Source organism: Thermoanaerobaculia bacterium (genome assembly GCA_018057705.1).
In the GTDB taxonomy this organism is placed as follows: domain Bacteria; phylum Acidobacteriota; class Thermoanaerobaculia; order Multivoradales; family JAGPDF01; genus JAGPDF01.
Genome location: JAGPDF010000018.1, coordinates 16,794 through 39,540, shown reverse-complemented (window position 1 = coordinate 39,540; position 22,747 = coordinate 16,794). Strand labels below are relative to the sequence as shown.

Sequence of the window (22,747 nt, the reverse complement as noted above, 5' to 3'; positions counted from 1 at the left end):
GAATGATACCCCCCGATGCAAGCGGTGACGATCGACCCCTTCGGCAGGCCTCGCCTCCAGGAGCTCCCCGACCCCGTGCCGGCCGCCGGGGAGCTCGTCCTGCGCCTGCGCTGGAGCGGCCTCTGCGGCACGGACCTGTTCAAACTGGCGACGGGCGCACCGGCGCCCGGCACCGTGCTCGGGCACGAAGTCGTCGGCGAGGTCGAGGCCGTCGGCCCGGGAGTCACGGCGTTCGCGCCGGCCGACCGTCTCGTCGTGCCGCATCATGCGGCCTGCGGGGTGTGCTACGACTGCGCGAGCGGTGCTGCGACGCAGTGCGCGGCCTTCCGGGAGAACCTCCTCGAGCCCGGCGGTTTCGCCGGGCAGATCCTGGTCCGCCGTCGCGCCCTCGCGACGACGGCGCGACGGCTCCCCGATGCCCTGGACGACCTCGACGCCATCTTCCTCGAGCCGGCCGCCTGCGTTCTGCGGAGCCTGCGACGCAGCCCCATCCTCGCCCCGCTCGCCGGGGGACCCCGAGCTCGCGAAGCGGCGCCCGGAGAATGGACGCGGCTCGCGGTGATCCTGGGCGGCGGCAGCATGGGCCTGCTTCACCTGCTCGTTCTGCGGGCGCTCGGCGCGCCCGTCCGGATCGTGGTCGTCGACCCGCGCGAGGACCGGCGCCATCTCGCCCGGGGCCTAGGCGCCGACGAGGCGGTCCCCCCCGGAGAGGCGCTGCTCGCCGCGGCGAGCGCTCAGAGCGAGGACGGCCGGGGTGCCGACGCGGTTTTCGACTGTGTCGGCGGCAGCGCGCTCACCGAGGCCGCTCTGGCGGCGCTGCGGCCAGGAGGCACGGCCGTGCTCTTTGCCCACGGCCGGGCGGGAGAGACCGCCGGTTTTCCGCTCAACGACCTCTTCAAGCTCGAGAAACGCCTGGTGGGCGCCTACTCCGGGAGCCTAGCCGAACAGTCCGAGGTCTGGGAGCTCCTGTGCTCGGGCAGACTGCGCCCCGCCTGCCTGGTCAGCCACCGCCTGGCGCTCGCCGAGTTCGACGAGGGTTGGAGCGCCGCCCGCCGGCAAGAGGCTCTCAAGGTAGCCTTCCATCCGTGACGGCGCCCCGCACCACGACGCTGGCGATCCCTTCCCCGGCCGCGACCCGCGCCGGCGGAGAGCTGCCCGCCCGGGCGCGAGCCATCTTTCTCCTCGGCCCCGAGGAGGTCGAGCTCAGGGAGGTGAAAGTGCCGCGACCCGGTCCCGGCGAAATCCTCGTCGCGATCGAGGCGGCGACGACCTGCGGCACCGACCTCAAGGTTTTCGGGCGCGGGGGTCATCCGCGGATGCTCGAAGTCCCCGGGCCCTTCGGACACGAGATGACGGGCACGATCGTCGCGGCGGGCAGCCGGGGGCCGCTCTCTCCCGCAGGCTCCTCGCCGAAGCCGAGAGCCGGAGGCCAGGGCAGCGCGCACCTGCGCGAGGGCGACGCGGTGGTGGTCGCGAACTCCGCCTCCTGCGGGACCTGCCCGGCCTGCCGTGCCGGCCGCGAGAACCTCTGTCCCGATCTCGCCTACCTGAACGGCGCCTATGCCGACTACCTCCTGGTGCCGGCGCGGTTCGTCGAACGCTCGACCTATCTGCGCCCTGCCAACCTGGCGCCGGAGCTTGCCGCCCTTTCCGAGCCGCTCGCCTGCGTCGAGCACGGCCTCGTGCGTCTGGGCCTCGCCACGGCCGGCGCAGCGGAGCTCCGGCCGCGGAAGATCCTGGTGCAGGGAGCCGGTCCGCTCGGCCTGCTTTTCGTCGCGGTGCTCTGCGAGCTCGGGCATCGCGTCACAGCGGCCGACCCCCACGCCCTGCGCCTCGAGGTCGCCCTGAAGCTCGGCGCCGAGGCGGGCATCCACATCGAGCGGTCGTGGAACGACGAGCACTCGTCGATCGACCGGGAGTTCGAGATCGCCATCGACGCCACCGGCACGGTGAGCGGCTGGACGACCGCTCTCGGCGCAACCCTGCCCGGAGGCACGACCCTCTTCTTCGGCGGTTGCGCCCCGGCCGACCGCATCGAGCTCTCGACCTTTCCCATTCACTACGACGAGCTCTCTCTCCTGGGGAGCTACCACCATACGCCGCGCAGTTTCCGGTCGGCGATCGACCGGCTCGCCGCGGCGCGCTCCGACTATCGGCTTCTCCTGTCTTACGACGAGTCGCTGGACGGGGTCGAATCGGCCCTGCGCGCCATGATGGAGCGACGCGCCCTCAAGGTCGTCATCCGGCCGGCGTAGGCCCGCATGCCGGTCACCGTCTGCTGGTTCATCCAGAGCCACCGTGACCCGGAGCAGATCCTGCGGCTCGTCCGGACGTTGCGTCAGGCGAGCAGTGGGCCGATCGTCCTGCGCCACGACCAAGACGCGCTGGAGCTCGAGACCACGGCGTTCGAGGTCATTCCCGACCTTCACCTCCTCCCCGCCTCGGGCCGCCAGCTTCGCGGAACTTTTTCCTGCCAGGTTCAACCCTATCTCGACGTCATCGCCTGGCTGGAAGAGCGCCACGTAGCCTACGACTGGTTGATCAACCTGACGGCGCAGGACTATCCCGTGACCCCGGTGCGCCGGATCGAGGCCATCCTCGAAGAGTCGAAGGTGGACGGCTTCGTGCGCTGGTGGGACGTCCTGCGGACGGACAGCCCATGGTCGCGACGAAAGGCACGCGCCCGCTACTGGCACCGCTTCCGGCGCTGGCCCGACGGTAGCGAGCGGCTGCTTCAGGCGCTGCGCTGGATCACCAGGATCACGCCGCTCCATTTCTATCTCGACTACGGGCCGCTGGTCGGCGTGCGGCTGCTGCGCACGCCCTTCACCGGCGGGTTGCGCTGCCTCGGCGGCAGAAGCTGGTGGACGCTGCGACGAAAGGCGGTGCTCTACCTGAAGCAGTTTCTCGCCGCGCGACCGGACGTCCTTCGCCACTATCGCGGCACGGTGGCGCCCGAAGAGTCGCTGCTCCCGACGATCCTCGTCGGCAGCCGGCGCTTCGCGCTGGCGAACGACGATCTGCGATACATCGACTACTCCGGAGCCGTGCGCGGTTCTCCGCGGACGCTCACCATGGCCGACCTGCCTCTCCTGGCCTCCGGGAACTACCACTTCGCGCGAAAGTTCGATCTTGCGTCGGATCCCGCCGTGCTGGATCGTATCGACCGGGAGCTGCTCGAACTCGACGCCGACTGAGGATCGACCGCCAGCCGGCGACGGCTGCGATCAGACCCCTTTTCGGGCGATCCTGGGTAGGCCCGCGCCGAGCAGCTCTGCGACGGGTCGCCGTTCTGCCCAGAACCACCAGCTGAGCACGAAGATCCCCCCCAGGAAGATGCCGACCCAGGCCCAGGTGGTCCCGACGAGATAGTGGTGCGTCGCGAGGTAGGAGTGACCCGGAATCGCGCCGAGGGGCCGCGTGGCGTGGCGCAGAACCTGAAACGAGAATACCCAGCCGGCGTGCAGGCCGATGGCGAGAAAGAGCGCCCCACTGCGGCGGACGGATAGCGCCAGGACCAGTCCGCACAGGAAGAGTCCGCACAGAGGCAGCAGGGAGGCCGGCTCGATCTGCCGGGCGACCGCATTTCCTAGGTACGCGAGACCGGCGCCGACCGAGTAGCCCTGCCGTCCGAGCGCCGGATCCGAAACCAGCAGGTGGACCAGCGCATAGGCGCCGCTGCTCGCGATCGCTGCGCGCAGCGTCCCGAGGCTTGCCGCCAGGGAGACGAACATCAGCCCGCGAAAGAACGACTCTTCAAGGAACGCCACGACGAGCCCACCGACCAGTGCCGTCGCGGTTCTGCCGGCGACGAACTCGTAAGAAGAACCCGCCAGCGCGAGCCAACCCATGACGAGGGCGGCTCCGACCGCGATCCCCACCCCCAGGAGCGCCGCGAGGAATCCAGCGACGATCTGGCAGACCGCTCCACTGCCAGATCGCGCGACGAGGAGCCCCGGCAGCCCACGCCAGCCGAGCGGATCGCGGAGCAGCAGGAGCAGCAGCGCCGCGATCAGCATCGCAGCCCGGTTGTAGACCCGCGAGAAGGGAACGTCCGCCTTCGGCAGGAGCTCCAGCAGGGCGGAGTAGATGAAGGGCGCAGCGAGCGCGGCCAGAACCAGTCCTCCGAGCGGGATGATTACCCACGCCAGCAGCGGGCGAAGGCGCAGCCGGCTCAGCGCTTCCTCGCGGCCCGGAGCAGACGCACGGCCCGGCGCAGCGGAATCCGCAAAGACAGCGGGAGACGATGGCTCCACGGCAGTCCGCCTACGGCGACGCGCTGCGGCAGGGTCTCGAAGAGCAGTCGGGCCCACTGCGCGGTGAGCGCGGCGAAGGAGAACTCGGGAGCGCGCCGATGGCCCGCGGCGACGATCCGCGAGTAGAGCTCCGGATCGTCGCGCAGTCGCCGCAGCGCCGCGAGCGCCGCGCCCGCGTCGGCGACCTCGAGAAAGTCGTCGTCGGTGCGACGGATCTCGCGACTGGCGAACTCCGGACCGACCAGCGCGGGGACTCCTGCACGCCAGGCGTTGATCAGCTTGCTCGCCGGCTTGGCGAAGTACAGGTGAGGCTCGAACGGGCGCACCGCGATCACGGCGTCCAGCGTGCGGTAGTCCTCCCAGTCGATGCGCGTCTCCTCGCAACTGCTCTTGCCGTTGCGACTCGACCCGCCCGGGCGCGCGCCTGCACCCTTCGCGAACCGGACTTCGCGCAGGACCCACTCCAGGCCGAGGGCCGCGAGCGCCTGGCGCCAGCCCTCCCCGCGAAACTCCGGGTGGAGGTTCTCGATCCGCCCCATGTAGGCGACGCGCTGGAGTGTCGTTCCGCGCGCAGGATCGCGAGGCACCAGCCCGGGCTGCGGCCAGAACGGAATCCAGAAGCGGTTGCGGTCGTCGGCGAAACGGCCCGACTGCAGGACCTCGAAGTCGGCGAGGAGCGGCGAGCTGTTGTCGGCCCGAATCGCGACGAAGATCAGGCCGCGCCGGCCGCTCGCCTGCCGGGCCAGGGCGTGTTTGTGCTTGGCGTGAAAGACGACCAGACCACGCTCCGGCGGCGTCGACTGCAGCGCGACCGGGAAGCCCGCGTTCCGCAGGCGAAGGTAGGTTTGCGCCACCCAGGAGAGCTCCCCCGGACGGAAAGCGTCCAGGTCGACGTCGGGATCCAGGCGCGAGATCCCGGCGACATCCGGCTCGTCCGCGAGGTAGAAAGTGACCGGCAAGGATGGCGGCGCTGCCGACGGAGTCCGTTCTCCGGTATGGACTGCGGCCATACCGGGATTGTAGAGGACTTTGCCGTCGCAAAAGCCCCGCGATCTCCATTACACTCGGTGTTCGCGGAAGCCGACCGGAGGGGAGCCCGCAGGCTGGGCTGCGAGGAGGGCGCTTGTACGAGCACAGGGATCGTCCGCTCCTTCCCAGGCCGGCGTATCGCCTCCGCCTGCTGCGCCACTTTCTGGCCGCCATCGGCTTCATTGGCGGATCCCTCGGCCTCGGTATGGCGGGCTACGCCTGGTTCGAGCAGCTCGGATGGGTCGACGCATTCCTGAACGCAGCGATGATCCTCGGCGGAATGGGCCCGGTGAACCTGCCGCAGACCGCCGGAGGAAAGATCTTCGCCGGCCTCTATGCTCTCTACTCCGGCCTCGCTGTGCTCATCGTGGCCGGTATCGTCTTCGCTCCGATCCTCCACCGGTTGATGCACCGTTTCCACTGGGACGCCGAAGACTCCTGAGGGCACGACCGAAGGACGCGGTGGGCGGTCTGACCGATCTCCTACCTCAGCGCAGGAACTGGGGCGGCAGGGGCTGGGCCTCCATGGCGTTCGCGCCGCGCGCCGAGGGCGGGCGGTCCGACTCCTCGAGCGGACGGTCGAGCAGATAGTCGCGGGGATCGACGGCGGTCCAGCCGCTCGCGGTCCGGCGCCGGATCTCGTAGTGCAGATGCGGCGCCGTCGTCCAACCCGTCTCGCCGACGGTGGCGATCGGCTCACCCGCCGACACGCGCTCACCGCGCCGGACGAGGATCTGCTCGCAGTGTCCGAAGATGGTGCGGAAAGCGTCGCCGCTCGCGATCACGACCGTCTGACCGAGCCGCCACCAGTCGTTCCGGCGATCGGCCTCGACGGCTCCAGCCCAGACCACCACGCCGGCGACCGGTGCGAGGATCGGCGTGCCGGCGGGCGCGGCGAGATCGATGCCCGAGTGAAACTCCATGGCCCGGGTATAGGGGCTGCGCCGGCTGCCGAAGGCGCTCGTCAACACGACGTCCTCGCCGCGCAGGGGAGAGCGCGCCGGGACCTGGTCGACCCACTGCCGCCGCTCGCGCTCGAACGCTTCGAGGTCCGAAAGAGCGCGATCGGCACGGTCGAGGTCGGAGCGCAGAGCGGCTTCGAGGCGGTTGCCCTGCGCGAGCACGCTGCCGAAGATGGTCGCGGGCAGCTCGGCCGGCCCCGACGGGAGCCTCTCCAGATCGCCCTCCGGCCGCTCGGGAAGCCCGTAGACGCGTTCGATGCGTTCGACCCGGGAGCGCAGCGCGCGCCCCTGGCGCCCGAGCTCGGCGAATCGCTCCACCAGCGCCTGCAGACGCTCGCCGAGCTGCTGGCGGCGCACGACGCGCACCCGGTAGTCGCGCTGCAGCAGTTGGTTCGAGATCGTGCGCGGCGCGAGGAAGAGTCCACCGGCGAGGAAGAGCAGATAGGCGACGAGGAGGGCGAGCCCGAAACGCTTCCCCCGGGGGCTGAAACGAACTGTCCGGATCCGTCCCCGCGCATTGCGCGGATGCAGATGGATTTCTGCGGAGTCGCGCAGGCTCAAGGCACGAGGCGGTCGAGCTCCGCCTCCGAAGCGTGGCCCTTCGCGATCGCCAGCAGGCCGGCGTGGACCCCCGGATTTCCGGCGAGGACGTTGCCCGAGCGCAGGAAGTCCGCGCCGCCGTCGAGGTCGGAGAGCACGCCGCCCGCCTGCTCGATCAGCAAGGCGCCGGCGGCGATGTCCCAGGGCGCGAGGCGGAACTCGAAAAAGCCGTCGTAGACGCCGGCGGCGACATAGGCCAGGTCGAGCGCCGCCGAGCCGCAGCGGCGGATCGCCCGCGCTTCGGTGAAGACGCCGCGAAAGAGGCCGAGGTAGAGATCGAGCGCCGCCTTGGCGCGGAACGGATAGCCGGTCGCCAGAAACGCGCCGGAGAGCGCCGGACGGTCCGAAACCCGCATGCGCCTCCCGTTCCAGAACGCCCCCCCGCCGCGCACGGCGGTGAAGCAGTTACCGCCCTGGGGATCGAGCACCACACCGGCCAGAATCTCGTCGCCGCGCCGGCAAGCGATCGACACCGCCCAGATGGGGAGTCCCTGCAGGAAGTTCGTCGTTCCGTCGAGCGGATCGATGATCCACTCGTAGTCACTGGCGCCGGTGGCGCCGGCCGAAGCCGCAGCGTTCAGACTCCCCTCTTCGGCGAGAATCCGGTGATCCGGAAAACGGCCCAGGAGCTCCGCCACCACCGCGGCCTCGCTCTCGTGGTCGGCCTGGGTCACGAAGTCGTTCAGGGCCTTCGAGTGCACCTCGAGACCCCCGCTGCGGAAGTGGCGCTTGAGTACGTCGGCACCGAGCTCCGCGGCCGCCAGGGCGCCTTCGAGCAGCTCGCGGTGGTTCACGGCGCCACCCGAAAGACGACTCTGCCGCCGACGATCGTCATCACGGCGCCGCCGGTGACCGGCCAGCCGCCGAACGGCGTGTTGCGCGACTTGCTGCGGAAGCTCCGCGGCTCGATGGTCGACTTGCGCTCGAGATCGATGACCGTCACGTCCGCCGGCGACCCGGGAGCGAGCGTCCCCCCCGGCAGGCCGAGGACACGCGCCGGTCCGCTGGTGAGCAGCTCGACGAGCTTGCCGAGCGCCAGATGCCCTGGCCGCACCAGGTGCTCGAGGCAGACCGACAGAGTCGTCTCGAGGCCGAGAATTCCGAACGGCGCCAGCTCGAATTCGAAACACTTCTCGTCCGAGGTGTGGGGCGCGTGGTCGCTCGCGATGGCGTCCACGGTGCCATCGGCGATCGCGGCCAGCAGGGCCTCGCGGTCGCGATCGGCGCGCAGTGGCGGATTCATCTTGAACTGAGCGTCGAACCCGGCCTCGACCACGGACTGGTCGGTGAGCAGTAGGTGATGCGGCGTCACCTCGCAGGTGACCGGCAGGCCGCGGCGCTTCGCTTCGCGCACCAGTCCGGCGGCGCGAGCGGTGGACATGTGCGCCAGATGGTAGCGGCCACCCGTCTCCTCGACCAGCAGGAGATCGCGCGCCACCATCACGTCTTCGGCCAGCCCCGGAATGCCGGGCATTCCGGAGCGCGCCGACCACACCCCTTCGTGCATCACGCCGTCGCCGGTCAGATCCATGTCCTGAGCGTGCTGGATCACCGGAATCCCGAAATGCCGTGAATACTCGAGCGCCCGGCGCATGAGCTCTGCGTTCGAGACCGGACGGCCGTCGTCCGAGACCGCGACCGCACCCGCCGCGACCATGGCGCCCATCGGCGCGAGCTCCTTGCCCTCGAGGCCCTTGCTGATGGCGCCGATCGGATGCACACGGGCGAGCGCCGCGAGCTCGGCGGCACGGACGATGAGCCCGGTCACCCAGCCGCTGTCGTTGGCCGGCAGGGTGTTCGCCATGCAGGCGACCCGGGCGAAGCCGCCCGCGACGGCGGCAGCAGCGCCGGTGGCGACGGTCTCCTTGGACTCCTGACCAGGCTCCCGGAAATGGACATGGATGTCGATCAGTCCGGGACAGACGACCTTTCCCGCGAGCTCGATCACTTCGAGCGCTTCGCCGGCGCGCGCGCCGGCGGCCCCAGCCGCGCGCTCGAGGAGGCTTCCCGGAGCGCCGATGGCACCCACGACACCGTCCGTGAGCAACAGGTCGAGCGCGCCGTCGATCCCCTGCGCGGGGTCGATCAGCCGCCCACCGGTGAGCAGGACGGGCCTCACACCGCCGGACTTCATGCTGTGGGCCTCTGCGCACCAGCGAGGAGGTAGAGCACCGCCATCCGCACCGCGACCCCCTGGCCGACCTGCTCCAGGATCGCCGAGTGCGGTCCGTCAGCCACTTCGCTGGTGATCTCGACGCCACGGTTCATCGGGCCAGGGTGCAGCACGATCGCCTCCGGGTTCGCGAGCGCCAGGCGCGCCGGATTGAGCCCGAAGAGCGCCGCGTATTCGCCGAGGCTCGGAAAGAGGACGCTCCTCTGGCGTTCGAGCTGCAGGCGGAGCATCACGATCGCGTCGGCGCCGGCGACCGCCTCTTCGATCGTGTAGCAGACCTCGACGCCCATCGAAGCGATCGCCGCCGGGAGCATGGTGCGCGGGCCCGCCACCCGGACATGCGCCCCGAGGCGGGTCAGGAGGTGGATGTTCGACCGCGCCACCCGGCTGTGGGCGATGTCCCCCACCAGCGCCACCGTCAGGCCGGCGATCCGTCCCTTGCGCCGCCGGATCGTCAGGGCGTCGAGCAGAGCCTGGGTGGGATGCTCGTGCGAACCGTCGCCGGCGTTCACGACCCCGCAGGCGAGCTCGCGGGCGAGCATCGCCGGCACGCCATGGTGGGCGTGGCGTACGACGACGAAATCGGGGAACATCGAGGCGATGTTGTGCGTCGTGTCGCGCAGGGTCTCCCCCTTCGACTGCGACGAACCGGCGGTGCTGAAGTTGACCACGTCCGCCGAGAGCCGCTGGGCGGCGATCTCGAAGGAGACGCGGGTGCGGGTCGAAGGCTCGAAGAAGAGATTCACCACCGTCTTGCCGCGCAGCGTCGGGACCTTCTTCACCGGCCGGCGGGCGACCTCGGCGAACGACTCGGCGGTCGACAGGATGAGCTCGATCTCTTCGACCGAGAGCTCGGCGATACCGAGCAGATCCTTGCGTCGCCAGGCTATCGACTCGGCAGGCGCGGAACGGTCGGAGGGCCGCTCGGCCGGCCGACCGCTCGCCTGATCGCCGGGCCGATCGACGGGCACCGTCATGAGCCCGGCTTGCGGTCCAGAATCTGCACCTTCGACTCCGCGTCGGTGGCCTCGAAGCTGACCTTGATCACTTCGGTCGCGGAGGTCGGGACCTTGCGCCCGACGACGTCGGCATGGATCGGGAACTCCCGCCAGCCGCGGTCGATCAGCACCGCGAGGCGGACCGCCTTGGGCCGTCCGTAGTCGAGCAGCGCGTCGAGCGCCGCGCGCACGGTTCGGCCGGTGTAGAGCACGTCGTCGCACAGAACGAGCGTGCGGTCCGCGATCGGCACGGGGAAATGGCTCTCCCGCACCACCGGTTTCGGAGCGACCAGCGACAGATCGTCGCGGTAGAGCGTGATGTCGAGGGTGCCGATCGCCACGCGCTTGCCTTCGAGCTGGAAGATGTCCGCCGCCAGCTGGTCAGCGAGCGGCACGCCCCGGGTCCGAATCCCGACGAGCATCAGATTGTCGAGGTCGCCTTCGGACTCGATGAGCTCGCCCGCCATTCGACGGACGATGCGACGCATCTCGGTGGCGTCGAGTATGGTCGCTTTGGTGACGAGGGACAAGGATCGGATACCGGGGGGGCCGGGCCTGATGGTATGGCCCGCTCGCCGGGGTTGTCAATCGAACCACGGCGAACCGTCAGCGTTTCGGCGTCTCCTGCAAACCTGGACAGTCGACGCGCCGCGTCATAGGCTGGCTACCCCTCGCTTCCGGGGGCGACCCCTGCATGCGCGCTCCCCAAAAGCCCCCGCCAGCAGCCTCCGCCTGGAGCCGCTATCGGCGGGAGCTCGGCTTCCTGATCCTCTTCGTGCTGATTCTCGGGACGACTTTCACCCTGATCTCCTGGAATCCGGTCAACGACCGCGTCATCGAGCCGTTCACCGGCGCGATCGCCCGGGCCGGTGGAGCGACCCTCAACCTGCTGGGTCAGCAGACCACGATGAGCGGCACGATCATTCGCAACGACCGGTTCGCGGTCAACATCCGCAACGGCTGCAACGGCGTCGAGGCGATGTTGATCTACTTCGCCGCCGTGCTCGCCTTTCCGGCGAGCTGGCGATCGCGCCTTCTGGGCGTGGTTCTGGGCTTCGTCGCGATCCAGCTGGTGAACCTCGTCCGGGTGGTCGCACTGTTTCTCACCGGAGTCTATTTTCCGCGGCTCTTCGACAGCTCCCACACGGTGATCTGGCAGACCGTCGTCATCCTCTCCGGGGTGCTGCTCTGGATACTGTGGGCGAATCGCTTCGCGGAGCTGCACCCTGGCGACCCCGCGGCCGCGAGCGATGCGCCGTCGGCCTAACCCGGCGGGCCCCCTCTCCTCCTCGACAGCCCTCAAGAGAATCCGACCATGCCTGGCCCCACCAGCAGCGGAGACCGGAGCCCATCCTGGACGGGCCGTCTCGTGCGGAGTCTCCTGTTCTGGATTCTCCCGGCGGCGGTGGTCTGGCTGCTGCTCACCCCGTTCTACAACCGATTCCTCTCCGTGGCCGGGGAGCAGCTCGCGCGTCTGACCGAGTTTCCCGGCGTCACCCGCCTCTACATTCAGGAGACCCACCAGGTCCTCGTCACCCGCAGCGACATGTCGGGCAAGCAGGCCTTCGTCTACAAGTTCCGCCTCACCGACCTGCACTTCAACCTCATCCTCACCGTCGCGCTCTTCCTCGCTGTCCCGGCGGTCGAGAAGCGGCGGCGGTTCGAGAACCTCGGCTGGGCACTGCTCGTCTCCGTCTGCTTTCACATACTGGTACTCTTCTTCTACGTGAAGTTCGTCTACTCGACCCAGCTCGGCGCCTGGAGCAATGAGCACTACGGCGCCTTCGCCCAGAATCTCTGGGGTTTCGGAAAGCATCTGCTCGACCTGCCGATCAAGCTCGCGCTGCCGTTCATCCTCTGGACGGGCTTCTACTTCCAGGACTTTCAGCACCATCTGCGCCGCACCTGAACCGATGACGGGACGCGCCAGCAGGTCCATCGCCGCAGGCCTCCGACAGGCTCTCGTCCTCCTGTGCGCGCTGCTCGCCTCGAGCGGCGCGCTCGAGCTCCACAATCTGGCGAATCACCATCGGGACATCGAGGCCGGCGAGATCGTCGACCAGGCGGCCAGTCACCCCGGAATCCCGCACCATTTCGACCACTCCGACGAGTTGCGCGAACCCGCCTGCGCCACCTGCGCGCTGCAGGCGCAGTCCCGCGGCGTGCATCCGGATCCGGCAGGACAGATCGGCCCGGCGGGAGACCGCCCGTCCGAGGCCTCGCCCACCATCGCTCCGCCGCCGCACAGCCTTCCCTCCTCCGCCTCGCCCCGCGGCCCTCCGGCCGCCTGAACGGTTCTCAGCTCCCCCGCTCCGGCGCGTCGCGCCGGCGCCATGGAACTCAACCGTTCAACCGCGCGGAGCCCCCTGGGCACGCGCAGAGGAGTCTCCAATGCACGCAAGAAAGTCCATTCTGGCGGCGATCCTCGCCGCCCTGGCGCCCGCGGCCGTCGTCGCAGGCGCCGTCGCGCAGTCGATGCCCGGCGCGGCCCCGGGAGAAGCACCGGCCGCCAACCCATCGATCGCAGCGGCCCCGGCACCCGCGACGGCCACCGCGAGCGACGACGCCGTCACCGAGCTCCGCCGGGAGATCGCTGCGCTGCGATCCGACTACGAGCGGCGCATGGCCGATCTCGAAGCCCGCCTCGCCACTCTCGCCCCTCCCCTCCCATTCGAGGCCTCGGGGACGGCAAAGCCCTCCCCAGCGCCGGCCGAAGCGATCGCCGGAGTGGCTACCGGCGGCGGCGCAGCGGAGTCGACGCCGGTTCCCGCGCCGTTGACGCTCCTCTCGGGCGCCGCCGGCAAGAACTACCTCAACCTCTCGCTGGACGGCATCTTCGCCGCCGGCGCCTCCACGGCGAGCGACGTCGAGGCGCTCCAGACGGGTGGCCACGACCCGGTCCAGCGCGGCTTCACCGTGCAGAACGTCGAGATGGTCCTCGAGGGTGCGGTCGATCCGTACTTCCGAGGCCAGGCGAACGTGATCCTGCAGATCTCCCCCGAGGGCGAGACAGTCGTCGAGCTCGAAGAGGTCTACGCGACGACCACGGCCCTGCCCGGTGGGCTTCAGCTCAAGGCGGGTCAGTTCTTCACCGAGTTCGGGCGGCTCAACACGAGCCATCCGCACAGCTGGGACTTCGTCGACCAGCCCCTGGTCAACGGCCGCTTCTTCGGCGGCGACGGCCTGCGATCGGTGGGCGCACGGGTCTCCTGGCTGCTGCCGACCGCTTTCTACTCCGAAGCGTTCCTCGGCATCCAGAACAGCCAGGGTGAGACCCTGACCAGCTTCCGCAGCGTGCCCGGCGAGACCCTCTTCGGGAGAGAGGTCGTCCTTCGCGAGGTCACCTCGGCGGGCGACCTGCTCTTCGCGCCGCGCTACACCGCCTCGTTCGATCTCACCGACACCCAGACCCTTCTCCTTGGCGCCTCCGCGGCGCTGGGGCCGAACGGAACCGGCGAGTCGGGAAAGACGAGCATCTACGGTATCGACGGCTTCTGGAAGTGGAAGTCGCCGACGGCGTTCAAGGGCTTTCCGTTCTTCAAGGTCCAGGGCGAGCTGATGTACCGCGATCTCGCGGCCGATGCCGCACCCGATTCCGGCCTCGCGGCTACCGACTTCGAGGACTGGGGCGGCTATCTGCAGGCCAACTGGGGCTACCGGCCCGGCCAGGTGGTCGGTCTGCGCCTCGACCGGGTGGGCGGCGATACCGGAGATCCCGGCGATCCGGCGCTCGAGAGCCGCCTGCGCCTCTCGCCGGTCTGGACCTGGTTCCCGACCGAGTACTCGAAGCTCCGTCTGCAGTACAACTTCGACCAGGGCGACGCGCTCGAGCGCGACGAACATTCGCTCTGGCTGCAGCTCGAGTTCCTGCTCGGCGCCCACGCCGCGCACAAGTTCTGAGCATGAGGGCTACCATGAACATCGGCACGAGAAACCCGCTCTTCGCCAGCGCCGTCTGCCTGGCGGCCACGCTCCTCACGCCCGCCGCAGGCCTTGCCGAGCTCAAGGTCGTCGCCACGACCTCCGAGTACGGCGCGCTCGCGAAAGAGATCGGCGGCGCCCGGGTGACTGTCACCACGATCGCCAAACCGACCGAAGACCCGCATTTCGTCGACGCCCGGCCGAGTCAGATCGTGGCGATGCATCGCGCCGACGTGCTGATCGAAGGCGGCGCCGAGCTCGAGATCGGATGGCTCGCTCCCCTGCTCGACGGGGCGCGCAATCCGCGCATCCTCGCCGGCGCGCCGGGCCGCGTCGTGGCTTCGCAGGGCATAAAGCTCCTCGACATTCCGCAGTCGGCGGACCGCTCGCAGGGCGACACCCACCTCGCCGGCAATCCTCATTTCATGCTCGACCCGGAGAACGCCAAGGTCGTCGCCGCGCACCTGGCGCGGGTCTTCACGGCACTGGATGCGGCCGGCGCGCAGAGCTTCCAGACGAACCTCGCGACCTCGACCGCCGCGCTCGACGCCAAGATCCGCGAATGGACGGAGATCCTGGCGCCGTTCAAGGGGCGCCCCATCGTCACCTATCACCCGACCTGGCGCTACTTCAGCCACCGGTTCGGACTCGATGCGAGTACCTTTCTCGAACCCAAGCCCGGCATCCCGCCCTCGCCTCCCCACCTGGCCCAGGTCATAGCGAAAATGCAGGCGCAGAACATCCGCGTGCTGCTGCTCGAGCCCTACCAGCCGCGCAAGACTGCCGAGTCGGTCGCGGCACACAACGGCGCGCAGGTGGTCGAGGTCTGCCAGTTTCCCGGCGGCATCCCGGGGACGGAGACCTACGTCGAACTGATCGACACCAACGTGAAACGCATCGCGCAGGCGCTGGCGAAGCAGCCTTGAGGACCCAGCCATGGACCTTCTGACACTCTGGTTCTGGCCACTCGTCGCCCTGATCCTGCTGCCCGCGCTCCTCGTCTATTTCGGACTCCACGTCGTCGGCCGGGGGATCATCTTCGTCGATCTCGCGCTGGCGCAGATCGCGGCGCTCGGCATCGCGACGGCGATCCTCTTCGGCGCCGATCCCGACCACGGGCATCTTCCCCATGTGTTGGCAACGGCCTTCACCCTGGCCGGCGCGGCGCTCTTCTCGCTCACCCGCTTCCGCCATGCCCGGGTGCCGCAGGAGGCGATCATCGGCGTCCTCTACATCGTCGCGGCAGCGGCCTCGACCCTGGTGCTCTCGCGGACGGCCGCAGGAGACGAGGAGATCAAGAACCTCCTGGTCGGCAATCTCCTGCTGGTCTCGCGCGAGGCGGTGCTCAGCACCCTCGTTCTCTTCGCGGCAGTCGGCGCTTTCCACTTCGCTCTGCGCCGCAAATTCCACCTGGTGTCCTTCGACGAGCTCGAGGCGGAGCGCCAGGGAATGAGCGTGCGACTCTGGGACTTCCTCTTCTACGCCACTTTCGGGTTGGTCGTCACCAGCTTCGTCCGTCTCGCCGGCGTCTATCTTGTGTTCTCGTATCTCATCGTGCCGGCGGTCTGCGGCGCGCTGCTCTCCTCGCGGATCGCGACGCGCCTGGCGATCGGCTGGGGGGTGGCGCTCGCCGCCGGCCTCTCCGGCCTCCTGCTCTCGACGCAATGGGAAAGCATGGACCTGCCCACCGGACCGACCATCGTCTGCATCTTCGGCCTCCTGCTGGCGGGTTCCGGAGCGATCGCCTGGATCCGGCATCTCAGAGAGGCGGCCTCCAGCCGATCCGACCGGCCCGGGGAGGCGGGTTCCACCCATATCTAGCTGCGCTTGCCATAGGATACCCCCACAGGTTGTGGAACTGCCGCTGGCTCTGCTAGGTTCGCTCCCTTCCCTGGGGAATCTGGAATGCTCAAGCTCGAACGCCTCGATGTCTCTGGTTTCAAGTCCTTCGTCGACCCCGTGCACGTCCTGTTCGCGGGCGGGATCACCGGCATCGTCGGTCCGAACGGCTGCGGGAAGTCGAATCTCTCGGACGCCATCACCTGGGTTCTCGGCGAGCAGAGCGCCAAATCGATGCGCGGCGACACCATGGAAGACGTCATTTTCAATGGCTCCGAGAAGAGGAAGCCTCTCGGCATGGGCGAAGTCACGCTCTCTTTCCTGGCCGACGCGAGCTTCGCCGGCGGCGCCCTGGGGGAGGACGGGAGGGTGACGATCTCCCGCCGCGTCTTCCGCACGGGTGAGTCGCAGTATCGCCTGAACGGCAAGACGGTCCGCCTCAAGGAGATCAAGGACCTGCTGATGGACACCGGACTGGGCATCCGAGCCTACTCGGTCATCGAGCAGGGGAAGATCGGCCTCATCCTCTCGGGGAAGCCCCAGGAGCGCCGCAAGCTGATCGAAGAGGCGGCCGGGATCACCCGCTACAAGGCGCGCAAGAAGATCGCCGAGCTGAAGCTCGAAGAGGCGACGGCGAACCTCCTGCGACTCGACGACATCGTGAGCGAGATCGAGCGCAACCTGCGCTCGCTCAAGCGCCAGGCAGGGGCCGCGCGCCGATTCCAGGAGCGCCAGGCGGAGTGGAAGACGCTCCACCGTGCGGTCCTCGGCGGGCGCTGGTCGCGCCTCGCGAGCGAGCTCGCGGAGCGCCGCATCGCCCTCGGCGAGTCACAGACGAGGGAGACCGACCTCGCCGCCAACATCCACCGCCAGGAGGCCGAGCTCGCCGAGTTGCGCGAGAAGATCGACCGGCTCGCCACGGAGCTCTCCGACAAGTCGCGCCGCCAGGCCGAGCTCGGCGCGACCATCGCAGGGCGCCAGCAGTTCCTCTCCGGCACCCGGCGGACGATCGCCGAGATCGACGCCCGGGTCGCCGCCGGACAGGCGGTTTCCGGCAAGCGGCGGGAGGATCTCGAAGCCCACGGCCGCACGGTCGGCGAGCTCACCGCCAGTCGCGCCCGGTTGATCGTCGAGCACGATCAGGCGGCGGCCCTCGTCCAGGCGGACGGCGCCCGGCTGCGCGAGGTCGAATCGGTCGCGGCGGCCGCCGAAGCGCGCCTCGAGGCGGCGCGCCAGGAGCTCCTCGCCTCGCTGGGCGAGCTCACGGCGCTGCGCAACCGGATCCATCGCGAGCAGATCGAGTCGGAAAAGAGCAGCTTCCGCCAGCGCCATCTCTTCGACGAGCTCGCGCTGCGCTCGCAGGAGATCACCGAGGCGAGCCGCGGCCTGGCCACGGCCAACGCCCGTCTGGCCGAAATCGAGGCCCTGCTGGGAGAGCGCCACCTCGAGCTCACGGCGGCGCGCGAAACTCTCGCCGAGCTCCTGGCCCGGGAGGCCACCGCCGCCGACGTCCTGCGCACGCTCGAACACGAACGCACCGGACGAACGGAGCGCCAGCGCTTCCTTGCCGAGCTCGCCGAAGGCGATCGGGAGAAAGGCCGGGCGCTCGCCGAACATCTCGCGGCGCTCGGCATCTCCGAGCCCGCGACGCTCGGCACCCGCATTCACGTAATGCGCGGCTGGGAGCGCAGCCTCGACCTCTACCTCGGCGACCTGATCGACGCGGTCGTGCTCTCGGGTGAGCTGCCGGCGCGCGAGGTCGCGACCCTGCTCGCCGACAGCGCCCATGCCTCGGGGACGCTCCTCACCCCGCTCTCCGCCGAGGATGGTGAGGCCATCGCCGGTGGCGGGGCCTGGCCGTGGCCGGACGATCCGGCGATCGTCGCGTCGCTCGGCGACGCCCTCGGCCTCGAACCGGAGGTCGCCCAGGCTCTCCCGCCGGCCTACCTCGTCGCCACTCCGGAGGACGCCGAGCGGCTCGCCCGCCGTCACCCGGGGGTCTCGTTCCTGACCCGCGACCGGCTCTGGATGCAGGGCGGCCTGATCCACCTCCAGAGCGACGAGCAGCAGCCCGGGTTCCTTGCCCGCGCCAGCGAGCTGACCGATCTCGCCGACCTCCTGCCGGGGCTCGAGGAGCGCATCCTCGCCGCCCAGAGCGAGATTCAGGAGCTCGTCGCGGCGCGAGCCGCCGTCGCCGAGACCATCCACCGCGCGCAGGAGGCGGCCGGTGCGCTCAAGCAGGAGCAGGCCGGCGTGCGCTCCCGCCGCGACGACCTCGCCGGGCGGCATCAGCGCCTGACCGAAGCCGAAGAGGGGCTGCAGCGCGAGCAGGCGCGCCTCGCCTCCGAGCTCGCCCGCCTCGGCGAGGTTCAGCTCGGCCTCGGCGGTGACCTCGAGGGTCTCGAGGCGCGACACGCCGCCCAGGAGCTCCAGTTCGACGAGCTCCAGAAGGAGGTCGAAGCGGCTCGCAAGGAGCGCGAGACCCAGCGCGCCCTCGGTGCCGGCCGGCGCGGACAGCTCGACGTGCTCACCGAGCGGCTGCAGTCGATGGACCGCGAGAGCTCCCGGCTGGCGCGCGAGATCGCCGCCGCGGAGCGCCAGATCGAGGAGTGGATGAAAGAGTCCGCCACGCTCGCGGCGAGGAAGAGCGAGCTCGAGGCCGCCATGCAGCAGGCGGAGCGCGAGCTCCAGGAAGCGCTCGACCTGCGCGCTGGCGGCGAGGAGCTGCTGCGGCGCGATGGCGAGAGCCTCGACGGCGAGCGCCAGGGCGCGCGGGCGCGCCAGGAAGCGCTCGCCGCCGTTCGCCGCGAGCATGACCAGGCCCGCGGCGAGGTGGAGAATCTCCGCATCGCCCTGGTCGGCCTCGAGCACGACGCCACCCATCTTGGCGCCGAGCATGCCGAGCATTTCGGCGAGCCGTTGCCCGAGATTCCGGGCGAGCTGCCGCCGAACCTCGCCGAGATGGAGGTCGATCTGGCGCGGATCAAGGAGCAGATCGAGGCCATCGGCCCGGTGAACGTCCTTGCCGCCGACGAGTACAGCGGCGAGGAGGAGCGCCACAAGTTCCTCTCGGTGCAGCGCGCCGACGTCGCCGCCTCGGTCGAGTCGCTGCGTCACACCATCAAGGAGATCAACCAGACCTCGAGCGAGCGCTTCAAGGAGGCGTTCGCCCAGGTGAACGCCCAGTTCTCGAAGACCTTCGTCGATCTGTTCCGCGGCGGCGAAGCCGAGATGCGCCTGCTCGACGAAGAAGACCTCATGGAGAGCGGCATCGAGATCGTGGCGCGACCGCCCGGCAAGCGCTTGCAGAACCTGATGCTGCTCTCCGGCGGCGAGAAAGCGCTGACTGCGATTGCGCTGCTCTTCGCGCTCTTCCGCACCAAGCCTTCGCCGTTCTGCATCCTCGACGAGGTCGACGCACCGCTCGACGACATCAACACGCTGCGATTCGTCGGCATGCTGCGCGAGCTCGCCAAGGAGACGCAGTGCATCGTCATCACCCACAACAAGCTCACCATGGAGGTCGCGAGCACGCTCTACGGCGTAACCATGGAAGAGCGCGGCGTGTCGAAGCTGGTGACAGTGGCCCTCGAAGAGGTCCACCCCGAAGCAGCCGCCGTTTCGGCTTAGTCCGCAGAGGCCTCCGCCCGCTCCGGCGGCAGGCGCCGTGCGAGGACGATGGTGTGATGGGCGCCGCGACCGCGCTCGCGGGAACGCGTCCGCTCTACCCACGGGGTGAAGAAGCCGGAGGTTTCGAACCGGCGCAGGACCGGTTCGCTCGGGGGACCTTCCGCATTCGACCAGATGCCGAGAATGCCGCGCGGAACGAGACTTCGCGCCAGCCGGGCCAGTCCTTTCCCGGAGTAGAGCCGCGAATTGGCGGCCAGCGTGAACGCCTCGGGGCCGTTGTCGACATCGAGCAGGATGGCCTCGAAGGTCGCGTCGCCGAGCGCGTCGCGGACGTCGCCCATGCGCACCGAGACCCGCGGGTCGTCGAGCGGCCGGCCGGCGAGCTCGCCGACCTCGCCGCGGTTCGCGGTGAGCACCAGGTCGAAGAGCTCCGCGACCACCACCTCGGCGTCAGGCGGCAGCGCGTCGAGCGCTGCGCGCAGCGTGTAGCCGAAGCCCAGGCCACCGACCAGGACGCGGGGACGGGGGGTCTTCGGCATCGCGGCAATGGCGAGCGTGGCGAGCGCCTTCTCCGAGCCGTGGGCCCGGCTGGTCATCAGCTCGCCGCTCGATTTCAGATTCAGGTAGTAGGCGCCGTCGCGCCGGGTCAGGGTCATCTCGTCCCCGTCGCCGGTGGGGGCGCGGGCCAGGAGCTCGGTCGGTTTCATGACTGGGAATCCGCTTTCTGGCTCACCCGGCGGCCGGATAGGTGCCGAGGAGGCGAAGATCGGTCGTCAGGGCGCCAAGCGCCGCCAGTGCCTCCTGGAAGACGGTCGCTGAGGCGTGGCCGTCGACGTCGAGGTAGAAACGGTACGACCACGGGTTGCCTGGAATCGGGCGGGATTCGAGCTTGGTGAGATTGAGACCCCGGCGTGCGAGCTCCTGCAGGACCTCGCCCAGGGCTCCGGGCCGATCGGAGAGAACCAGCAGCAGCGAGCTCTTCACCCGCGCCGTCTCCGCCACCGGCACGGCGTGCAGCCCCATCTCGACGAAGCGGGTGGCGTTTCCGGCCTGGGTCTGGATGCCGCGCACGAGCACTTCGAGTCCATAGGTCGAAGCCGCCGCGAAACTCGCTATGGCCGCGAGCGCCCGGTCCCCCGACTCCTTCACCTTGCGCGCCGCGCCCGCGGTGTCGAACTCCGCCTGTGCCCGGATATGTGGATGGGCGCGAAAAAACCCCTCGCACTGCCAGAGCGCCTGCGGATGCGAGAGCGCCGCGGAGAGCTCCTCGACCGTCGAGCCGGGCAGCCCCAGCAGGCAGTGCTCGATCGCGGCGATGACCTCGCCGGTAATCGTGAGGCCGCCCTCGCCGAGGAGATCGTAGGTCTCGTTGATGCTGCCGGCAGTCGTATTCTCGATCGGCAGGAGCGCCAGGTCGGCCTCGCCCGAGAGCACCGCCTCCGCGGCGCGCCGGAAGGTCTCGCAGCCGGTGAGCAGCACGCCACCGGGCCGCCCGGAGTACTGGCGCTGCGCCGCGAGATGGCTGTACGAGCCCTCCGCCCCCTGATAGGTGACCCGGAGCGGCGTCGTTTCGAGGGCGCGCACGAACGCCTGCTGGTGGGCGACCGACATGTCGAGAATGACGCGATAGAGCCGCTCGACCTCGTGCGGGTCGAGCCCCTCCTCCACCGCACTCTGTCGCAAGCGCAGGAGCAGACGGTCTTCGCGGGCCGGATCCCGGAACGGCCAGGCGCTGCCCAGCTTTGCCTCGGCGACACCTTCGACCAGATCCATTCGTTCGCGCAGCAGACGCAGCAGGCGGTGGTCGATCCGTTCGAGCGCCTCGCGCAGCGCCTGCAGGTCGGCGGGGCGCTCGTTCTGGTTCTGCGGAGGGACGTCCCGGGTCATCGCGCGCCTCCGACCGCCGGGCGCGCGGCGCCCGCCGTCGGGGCGCGGCCGGCGACGACCGCGGACGCGGCGATCCCCGTCTGGCCGAGCCAGTAGAGGATCATGATCGGCGGGTCGGACCACGCGATCGGCGCGACAAAGCGATGGATCGCGATCAGGCTGTCACTCGCCGCGAAGAGAATCGCGCCGGCGGTCGCCAGGCGGCCGACGAGCGGCTCGAGCCGCGGTGCGCCGTTGAGCGCCGCAGCGCGCCACATCATCGCGCTGATCGTCAGAATGTAGGCGCCGACCGGAATCGCCATGCCGGCGGTGCCCGGGGTGATCCAGTAGCCCATCAGGCTGCCGAAGAGCAGGAACGGCAGCGCGCGCGCCGTGTGGAGCTTCGGGCTGGCGCGCCAGAATCCGCTCGTGTAAGCGAGGTGGGCGGCGAGGAAGAAGGCGAGGCCGGCGAGGAACCCGCCGGGCCGCTGGATCAGCACATCCCCCACTGCCGACAGGGCGAGGCCGCCCGCCAAGGGCCACCGGAGCGGCGAGTCGCCGGCAAGCGCGACCCAGGCGAGGAGGAGGAGCACCGGGATCGGCTTGGCGAGGAGCGCCCAGAGGGTCACGCCGGCGCTCTCGGCGAGCAGGTGTCCCGCTCCCGCGACCAACGCGAGGATGCAGCCGGCAGCCCACACGGGCGGGACTCGAGGCGTCTTCACCGGCGCATCGTATCGCGCCAGGGCGCCGGAGACGGGCACACAGACGGGTCGAAAGGCAGGGGGAGTAGAATGACCCATGGCGAACGACGCAAAGCTGCCGGTCTACAGCGTTGCCGAAGAGGTGGCGCACAGCGTCTCGCACGGCATCGGCGTCGTGCTGGCGATCGTCGGGCTCGCCGTGCTGATTCCCCGCGCCGCCCTCCACGGCAGCCCGCTGGACCTCACGGCAGCGTGGGTTTTCGGAGCCACGCTGATCCTGCTCTACCTGGCATCGACGCTCTACCATTCCATCCCGATCGTGCGCGCCAAGAAGGTGCTGCGCGTCATCGACCACTCCTCGATCTACCTCTTGATTGCCGGCACCTACACGCCGTTCACCCTCGGGCCACTGCTGGGACCGTGGGGCTGGTCGCTCTTTGCCTGGGTCTGGAGCGGCGCGATCGGCGGCATTCTCTGGAAGGCAGTGGCCCTCGGACGCGCGCCGATCGTCTCGGTGCTGCTCTACGTCGGAATGGGCTGGTCCTGCCTCATCGCCTTCCAGCCGCTGGTCGAGCGCCTGCCCATGGGCGGCGTGACCCTGCTCGTGGCCGGCGGCCTCTGCTACACGCTCGGGCTGGTCTTCTTCGCCTGGAAGAGCCTGCGCTACCACCACTTCATCTGGCACCTGTTCGTGCTGGCCGGCAGCGTCTGCCACTACTTCGCCATCCTGCACTACGTCATTCCCGCGCCGGCGTCCGCGGCACTCTGATCC

The 22,747-nt window shown here is 69.7% G+C and carries 22 protein-coding genes; 12 read left to right on the top strand and 10 right to left on the bottom strand.

Annotated elements, in window-relative coordinates; translation table 11 throughout:
- The first annotated feature begins 15 nt into the window (after nt 1–15).
- The 3 genes from KBI44_08170 to KBI44_08160 are packed head-to-tail and all read left to right on the top strand — an operon-like array spanning nt 16 to nt 3,197.
- The gene (locus KBI44_08170; GenBank protein ID MBP9144443.1) at nt 16–1,089 is read left to right on the top strand and encodes a zinc-binding dehydrogenase; all 1,074 of its coding nucleotides are present in this window, start codon (nt 16–18) and stop codon (nt 1,087–1,089) included.
- Entirely contained in the window at nt 1,086–2,255 is a 1,170-nt protein-coding gene (locus KBI44_08165) for an alcohol dehydrogenase catalytic domain-containing protein (protein MBP9144442.1), read from the top strand. The genes KBI44_08170 and KBI44_08165 overlap by 4 nt, the downstream gene beginning before the upstream one ends.
- Before the next feature lie 6 nt (nt 2,256–2,261).
- Nucleotides 2,262–3,197, top strand: a complete 936-nt coding sequence (locus KBI44_08160; GenBank protein ID MBP9144441.1) for a hypothetical protein — start codon at nt 2,262–2,264, stop codon at nt 3,195–3,197.
- Nucleotides 3,198–3,227: 30 nt separating this feature from the next.
- Here the strand turns inward: KBI44_08160 and KBI44_08155 are convergent, their stop codons facing one another.
- Together KBI44_08155 and KBI44_08150 are read right to left on the bottom strand one after the other, a co-directional pair.
- Nucleotides 3,228–4,256, bottom strand: coding sequence for a CPBP family intramembrane metalloprotease (locus KBI44_08155; protein MBP9144440.1), 1,029 nt, complete (start codon nt 4,254–4,256; stop codon nt 3,228–3,230).
- A complete protein-coding gene (locus KBI44_08150) occupies nt 4,175–5,215 on the bottom strand; it encodes a hypothetical protein (protein ID MBP9144439.1) in 1,041 nt (346 codons plus the stop codon). The genes KBI44_08155 and KBI44_08150 overlap by 82 nt, the downstream gene beginning before the upstream one ends.
- Before the next feature lie 164 nt (nt 5,216–5,379).
- Between KBI44_08150 and KBI44_08145 the strand changes: the two genes are divergently transcribed.
- The gene (locus KBI44_08145; protein ID MBP9144438.1) at nt 5,380–5,727 is read left to right on the top strand and encodes a hypothetical protein; all 348 of its coding nucleotides are present in this window, start codon (nt 5,380–5,382) and stop codon (nt 5,725–5,727) included.
- A gap of 46 nt (nt 5,728–5,773) precedes the next feature.
- Here the strand turns inward: KBI44_08145 and KBI44_08140 are convergent, their stop codons facing one another.
- From KBI44_08140 to pyrR, 5 genes are read right to left on the bottom strand one after another with little or no spacing between them, the layout of a single operon-like run.
- Nucleotides 5,774–6,808, bottom strand: a complete 1,035-nt coding sequence (locus KBI44_08140) for a M23 family metallopeptidase (protein ID MBP9144437.1) — start codon at nt 6,806–6,808, stop codon at nt 5,774–5,776.
- On the bottom strand, nt 6,805–7,626 hold the full coding sequence (locus tag KBI44_08135) for an inositol monophosphatase (GenBank protein ID MBP9144436.1): 822 nt from the start codon (nt 7,624–7,626) through the stop codon (nt 6,805–6,807). The genes KBI44_08140 and KBI44_08135 overlap by 4 nt, the downstream gene beginning before the upstream one ends.
- A gap of 11 nt (nt 7,627–7,637) precedes the next feature.
- Nucleotides 7,638–8,966: a dihydroorotase gene (locus KBI44_08130; GenBank protein ID MBP9144435.1), complete on the bottom strand. Its 1,329-nt coding sequence runs from the start codon at nt 8,964–8,966 to the stop codon at nt 7,638–7,640.
- Between the two features lie 11 nt (nt 8,967–8,977).
- Nucleotides 8,978–9,997, bottom strand: coding sequence for an aspartate carbamoyltransferase catalytic subunit (locus KBI44_08125; GenBank protein MBP9144434.1), 1,020 nt, complete (start codon nt 9,995–9,997; stop codon nt 8,978–8,980).
- Entirely contained in the window at nt 9,994–10,506 is a 513-nt protein-coding gene (gene pyrR, locus KBI44_08120) for a bifunctional pyr operon transcriptional regulator/uracil phosphoribosyltransferase PyrR (GenBank protein MBP9144433.1), read from the bottom strand. Before pyrR ends, KBI44_08125 begins: the two co-directional genes overlap by 4 nt.
- Nucleotides 10,507–10,712: 206 nt before the next feature.
- Here pyrR and xrtH point away from each other — a divergent pair, with 206 nt between their 5' ends.
- The 7 genes from xrtH (at nt 10,713) to smc (ending at nt 19,408) form a co-directional block, all read left to right on the top strand.
- Entirely contained in the window at nt 10,713–11,285 is a 573-nt protein-coding gene (gene xrtH, locus KBI44_08115; protein ID MBP9144432.1) for an exosortase H, read from the top strand.
- A 48-nt stretch (nt 11,286–11,333) separates the two neighbouring features.
- Nucleotides 11,334–11,927, top strand: a complete 594-nt coding sequence (locus KBI44_08110; protein MBP9144431.1) for a hypothetical protein — start codon at nt 11,334–11,336, stop codon at nt 11,925–11,927.
- A 4-nt stretch (nt 11,928–11,931) separates the two neighbouring features.
- On the top strand, nt 11,932–12,309 hold the full coding sequence (locus KBI44_08105; protein MBP9144430.1) for a hypothetical protein: 378 nt from the start codon (nt 11,932–11,934) through the stop codon (nt 12,307–12,309).
- A 100-nt stretch (nt 12,310–12,409) separates the two neighbouring features.
- The gene (locus KBI44_08100; GenBank protein ID MBP9144429.1) at nt 12,410–13,918 is read left to right on the top strand and encodes a hypothetical protein; all 1,509 of its coding nucleotides are present in this window, start codon (nt 12,410–12,412) and stop codon (nt 13,916–13,918) included.
- Between the two features lie 14 nt (nt 13,919–13,932).
- Nucleotides 13,933–14,865 (top strand): zinc ABC transporter substrate-binding protein, encoded by a 933-nt coding sequence (locus KBI44_08095; protein MBP9144428.1) that lies wholly within the window; start codon nt 13,933–13,935, stop codon nt 14,863–14,865.
- A gap of 10 nt (nt 14,866–14,875) precedes the next feature.
- Nucleotides 14,876–15,760, top strand: a complete 885-nt coding sequence (locus KBI44_08090; GenBank protein MBP9144427.1) for a metal ABC transporter permease — start codon at nt 14,876–14,878, stop codon at nt 15,758–15,760.
- A gap of 84 nt (nt 15,761–15,844) precedes the next feature.
- A complete protein-coding gene (gene smc, locus KBI44_08085) occupies nt 15,845–19,408 on the top strand; it encodes a chromosome segregation protein SMC (protein ID MBP9144426.1) in 3,564 nt (1,187 codons plus the stop codon).
- On the opposite strand, the gene KBI44_08080 is transcribed toward smc, so the two are convergent.
- Genes KBI44_08080 through KBI44_08070 form a run of 3 tightly spaced genes read right to left on the bottom strand, consistent with a single transcriptional unit; the run spans nt 19,405 to nt 21,996 of the window.
- Nucleotides 19,405–20,115 (bottom strand): hypothetical protein, encoded by a 711-nt coding sequence (locus tag KBI44_08080; GenBank protein MBP9144425.1) that lies wholly within the window; start codon nt 20,113–20,115, stop codon nt 19,405–19,407. The two genes, smc and KBI44_08080, sit on opposite strands and share 4 nt — an antisense overlap.
- Before the next feature lie 22 nt (nt 20,116–20,137).
- The gene (locus KBI44_08075) at nt 20,138–21,295 is read right to left on the bottom strand and encodes a bifunctional chorismate mutase/prephenate dehydratase (protein ID MBP9144424.1); all 1,158 of its coding nucleotides are present in this window, start codon (nt 21,293–21,295) and stop codon (nt 20,138–20,140) included.
- Nucleotides 21,292–21,996: a lysoplasmalogenase gene (locus KBI44_08070; GenBank protein ID MBP9144423.1), complete on the bottom strand. Its 705-nt coding sequence runs from the start codon at nt 21,994–21,996 to the stop codon at nt 21,292–21,294. The genes KBI44_08075 and KBI44_08070 overlap by 4 nt, the downstream gene beginning before the upstream one ends.
- A 76-nt stretch (nt 21,997–22,072) precedes the next feature.
- Between KBI44_08070 and KBI44_08065 the strand changes: the two genes are divergently transcribed.
- Nucleotides 22,073–22,744, top strand: coding sequence for a hemolysin III family protein (locus KBI44_08065; GenBank protein ID MBP9144422.1), 672 nt, complete (start codon nt 22,073–22,075; stop codon nt 22,742–22,744).
- The last annotated feature ends 3 nt before the right edge of the window (nt 22,745–22,747 follow it).

Coding starts and splice junctions, on each gene's coding strand:
- KBI44_08170 (MBP9144443.1), top strand. CDS start 16: ATGCAAGCGGTGACGATCGACCCCTTCGGCAGGCCTCGCCTCCAGGAG.
- KBI44_08160 (MBP9144441.1), top strand. CDS start 2,262: ATGCCGGTCACCGTCTGCTGGTTCATCCAGAGCCACCGTGACCCGGAG.
- KBI44_08125 (MBP9144434.1), bottom strand. CDS start 9,997: ATGACGGTGCCCGTCGATCGGCCCGGCGATCAGGCGAGCGGTCGGCCG.
- pyrR (MBP9144433.1), bottom strand. CDS start 10,506: ATGCGTCGCATCGTCCGTCGAATGGCGGGCGAGCTCATCGAGTCCGAA.
- xrtH (MBP9144432.1), top strand. CDS start 10,713: ATGCGCGCTCCCCAAAAGCCCCCGCCAGCAGCCTCCGCCTGGAGCCGC.
- KBI44_08110 (MBP9144431.1), top strand. CDS start 11,334: ATGCCTGGCCCCACCAGCAGCGGAGACCGGAGCCCATCCTGGACGGGC.
- KBI44_08105 (MBP9144430.1), top strand. CDS start 11,932: ATGACGGGACGCGCCAGCAGGTCCATCGCCGCAGGCCTCCGACAGGCT.
- KBI44_08100 (MBP9144429.1), top strand. CDS start 12,410: ATGCACGCAAGAAAGTCCATTCTGGCGGCGATCCTCGCCGCCCTGGCG.
- KBI44_08095 (MBP9144428.1), top strand. CDS start 13,933: ATGAACATCGGCACGAGAAACCCGCTCTTCGCCAGCGCCGTCTGCCTG.
- KBI44_08090 (MBP9144427.1), top strand. CDS start 14,876: ATGGACCTTCTGACACTCTGGTTCTGGCCACTCGTCGCCCTGATCCTG.
- smc (MBP9144426.1), top strand. CDS start 15,845: ATGCTCAAGCTCGAACGCCTCGATGTCTCTGGTTTCAAGTCCTTCGTC.
- KBI44_08080 (MBP9144425.1), bottom strand. CDS start 20,115: ATGAAACCGACCGAGCTCCTGGCCCGCGCCCCCACCGGCGACGGGGAC.
- KBI44_08075 (MBP9144424.1), bottom strand. CDS start 21,295: ATGACCCGGGACGTCCCTCCGCAGAACCAGAACGAGCGCCCCGCCGAC.
- KBI44_08065 (MBP9144422.1), top strand. CDS start 22,073: ATGGCGAACGACGCAAAGCTGCCGGTCTACAGCGTTGCCGAAGAGGTG.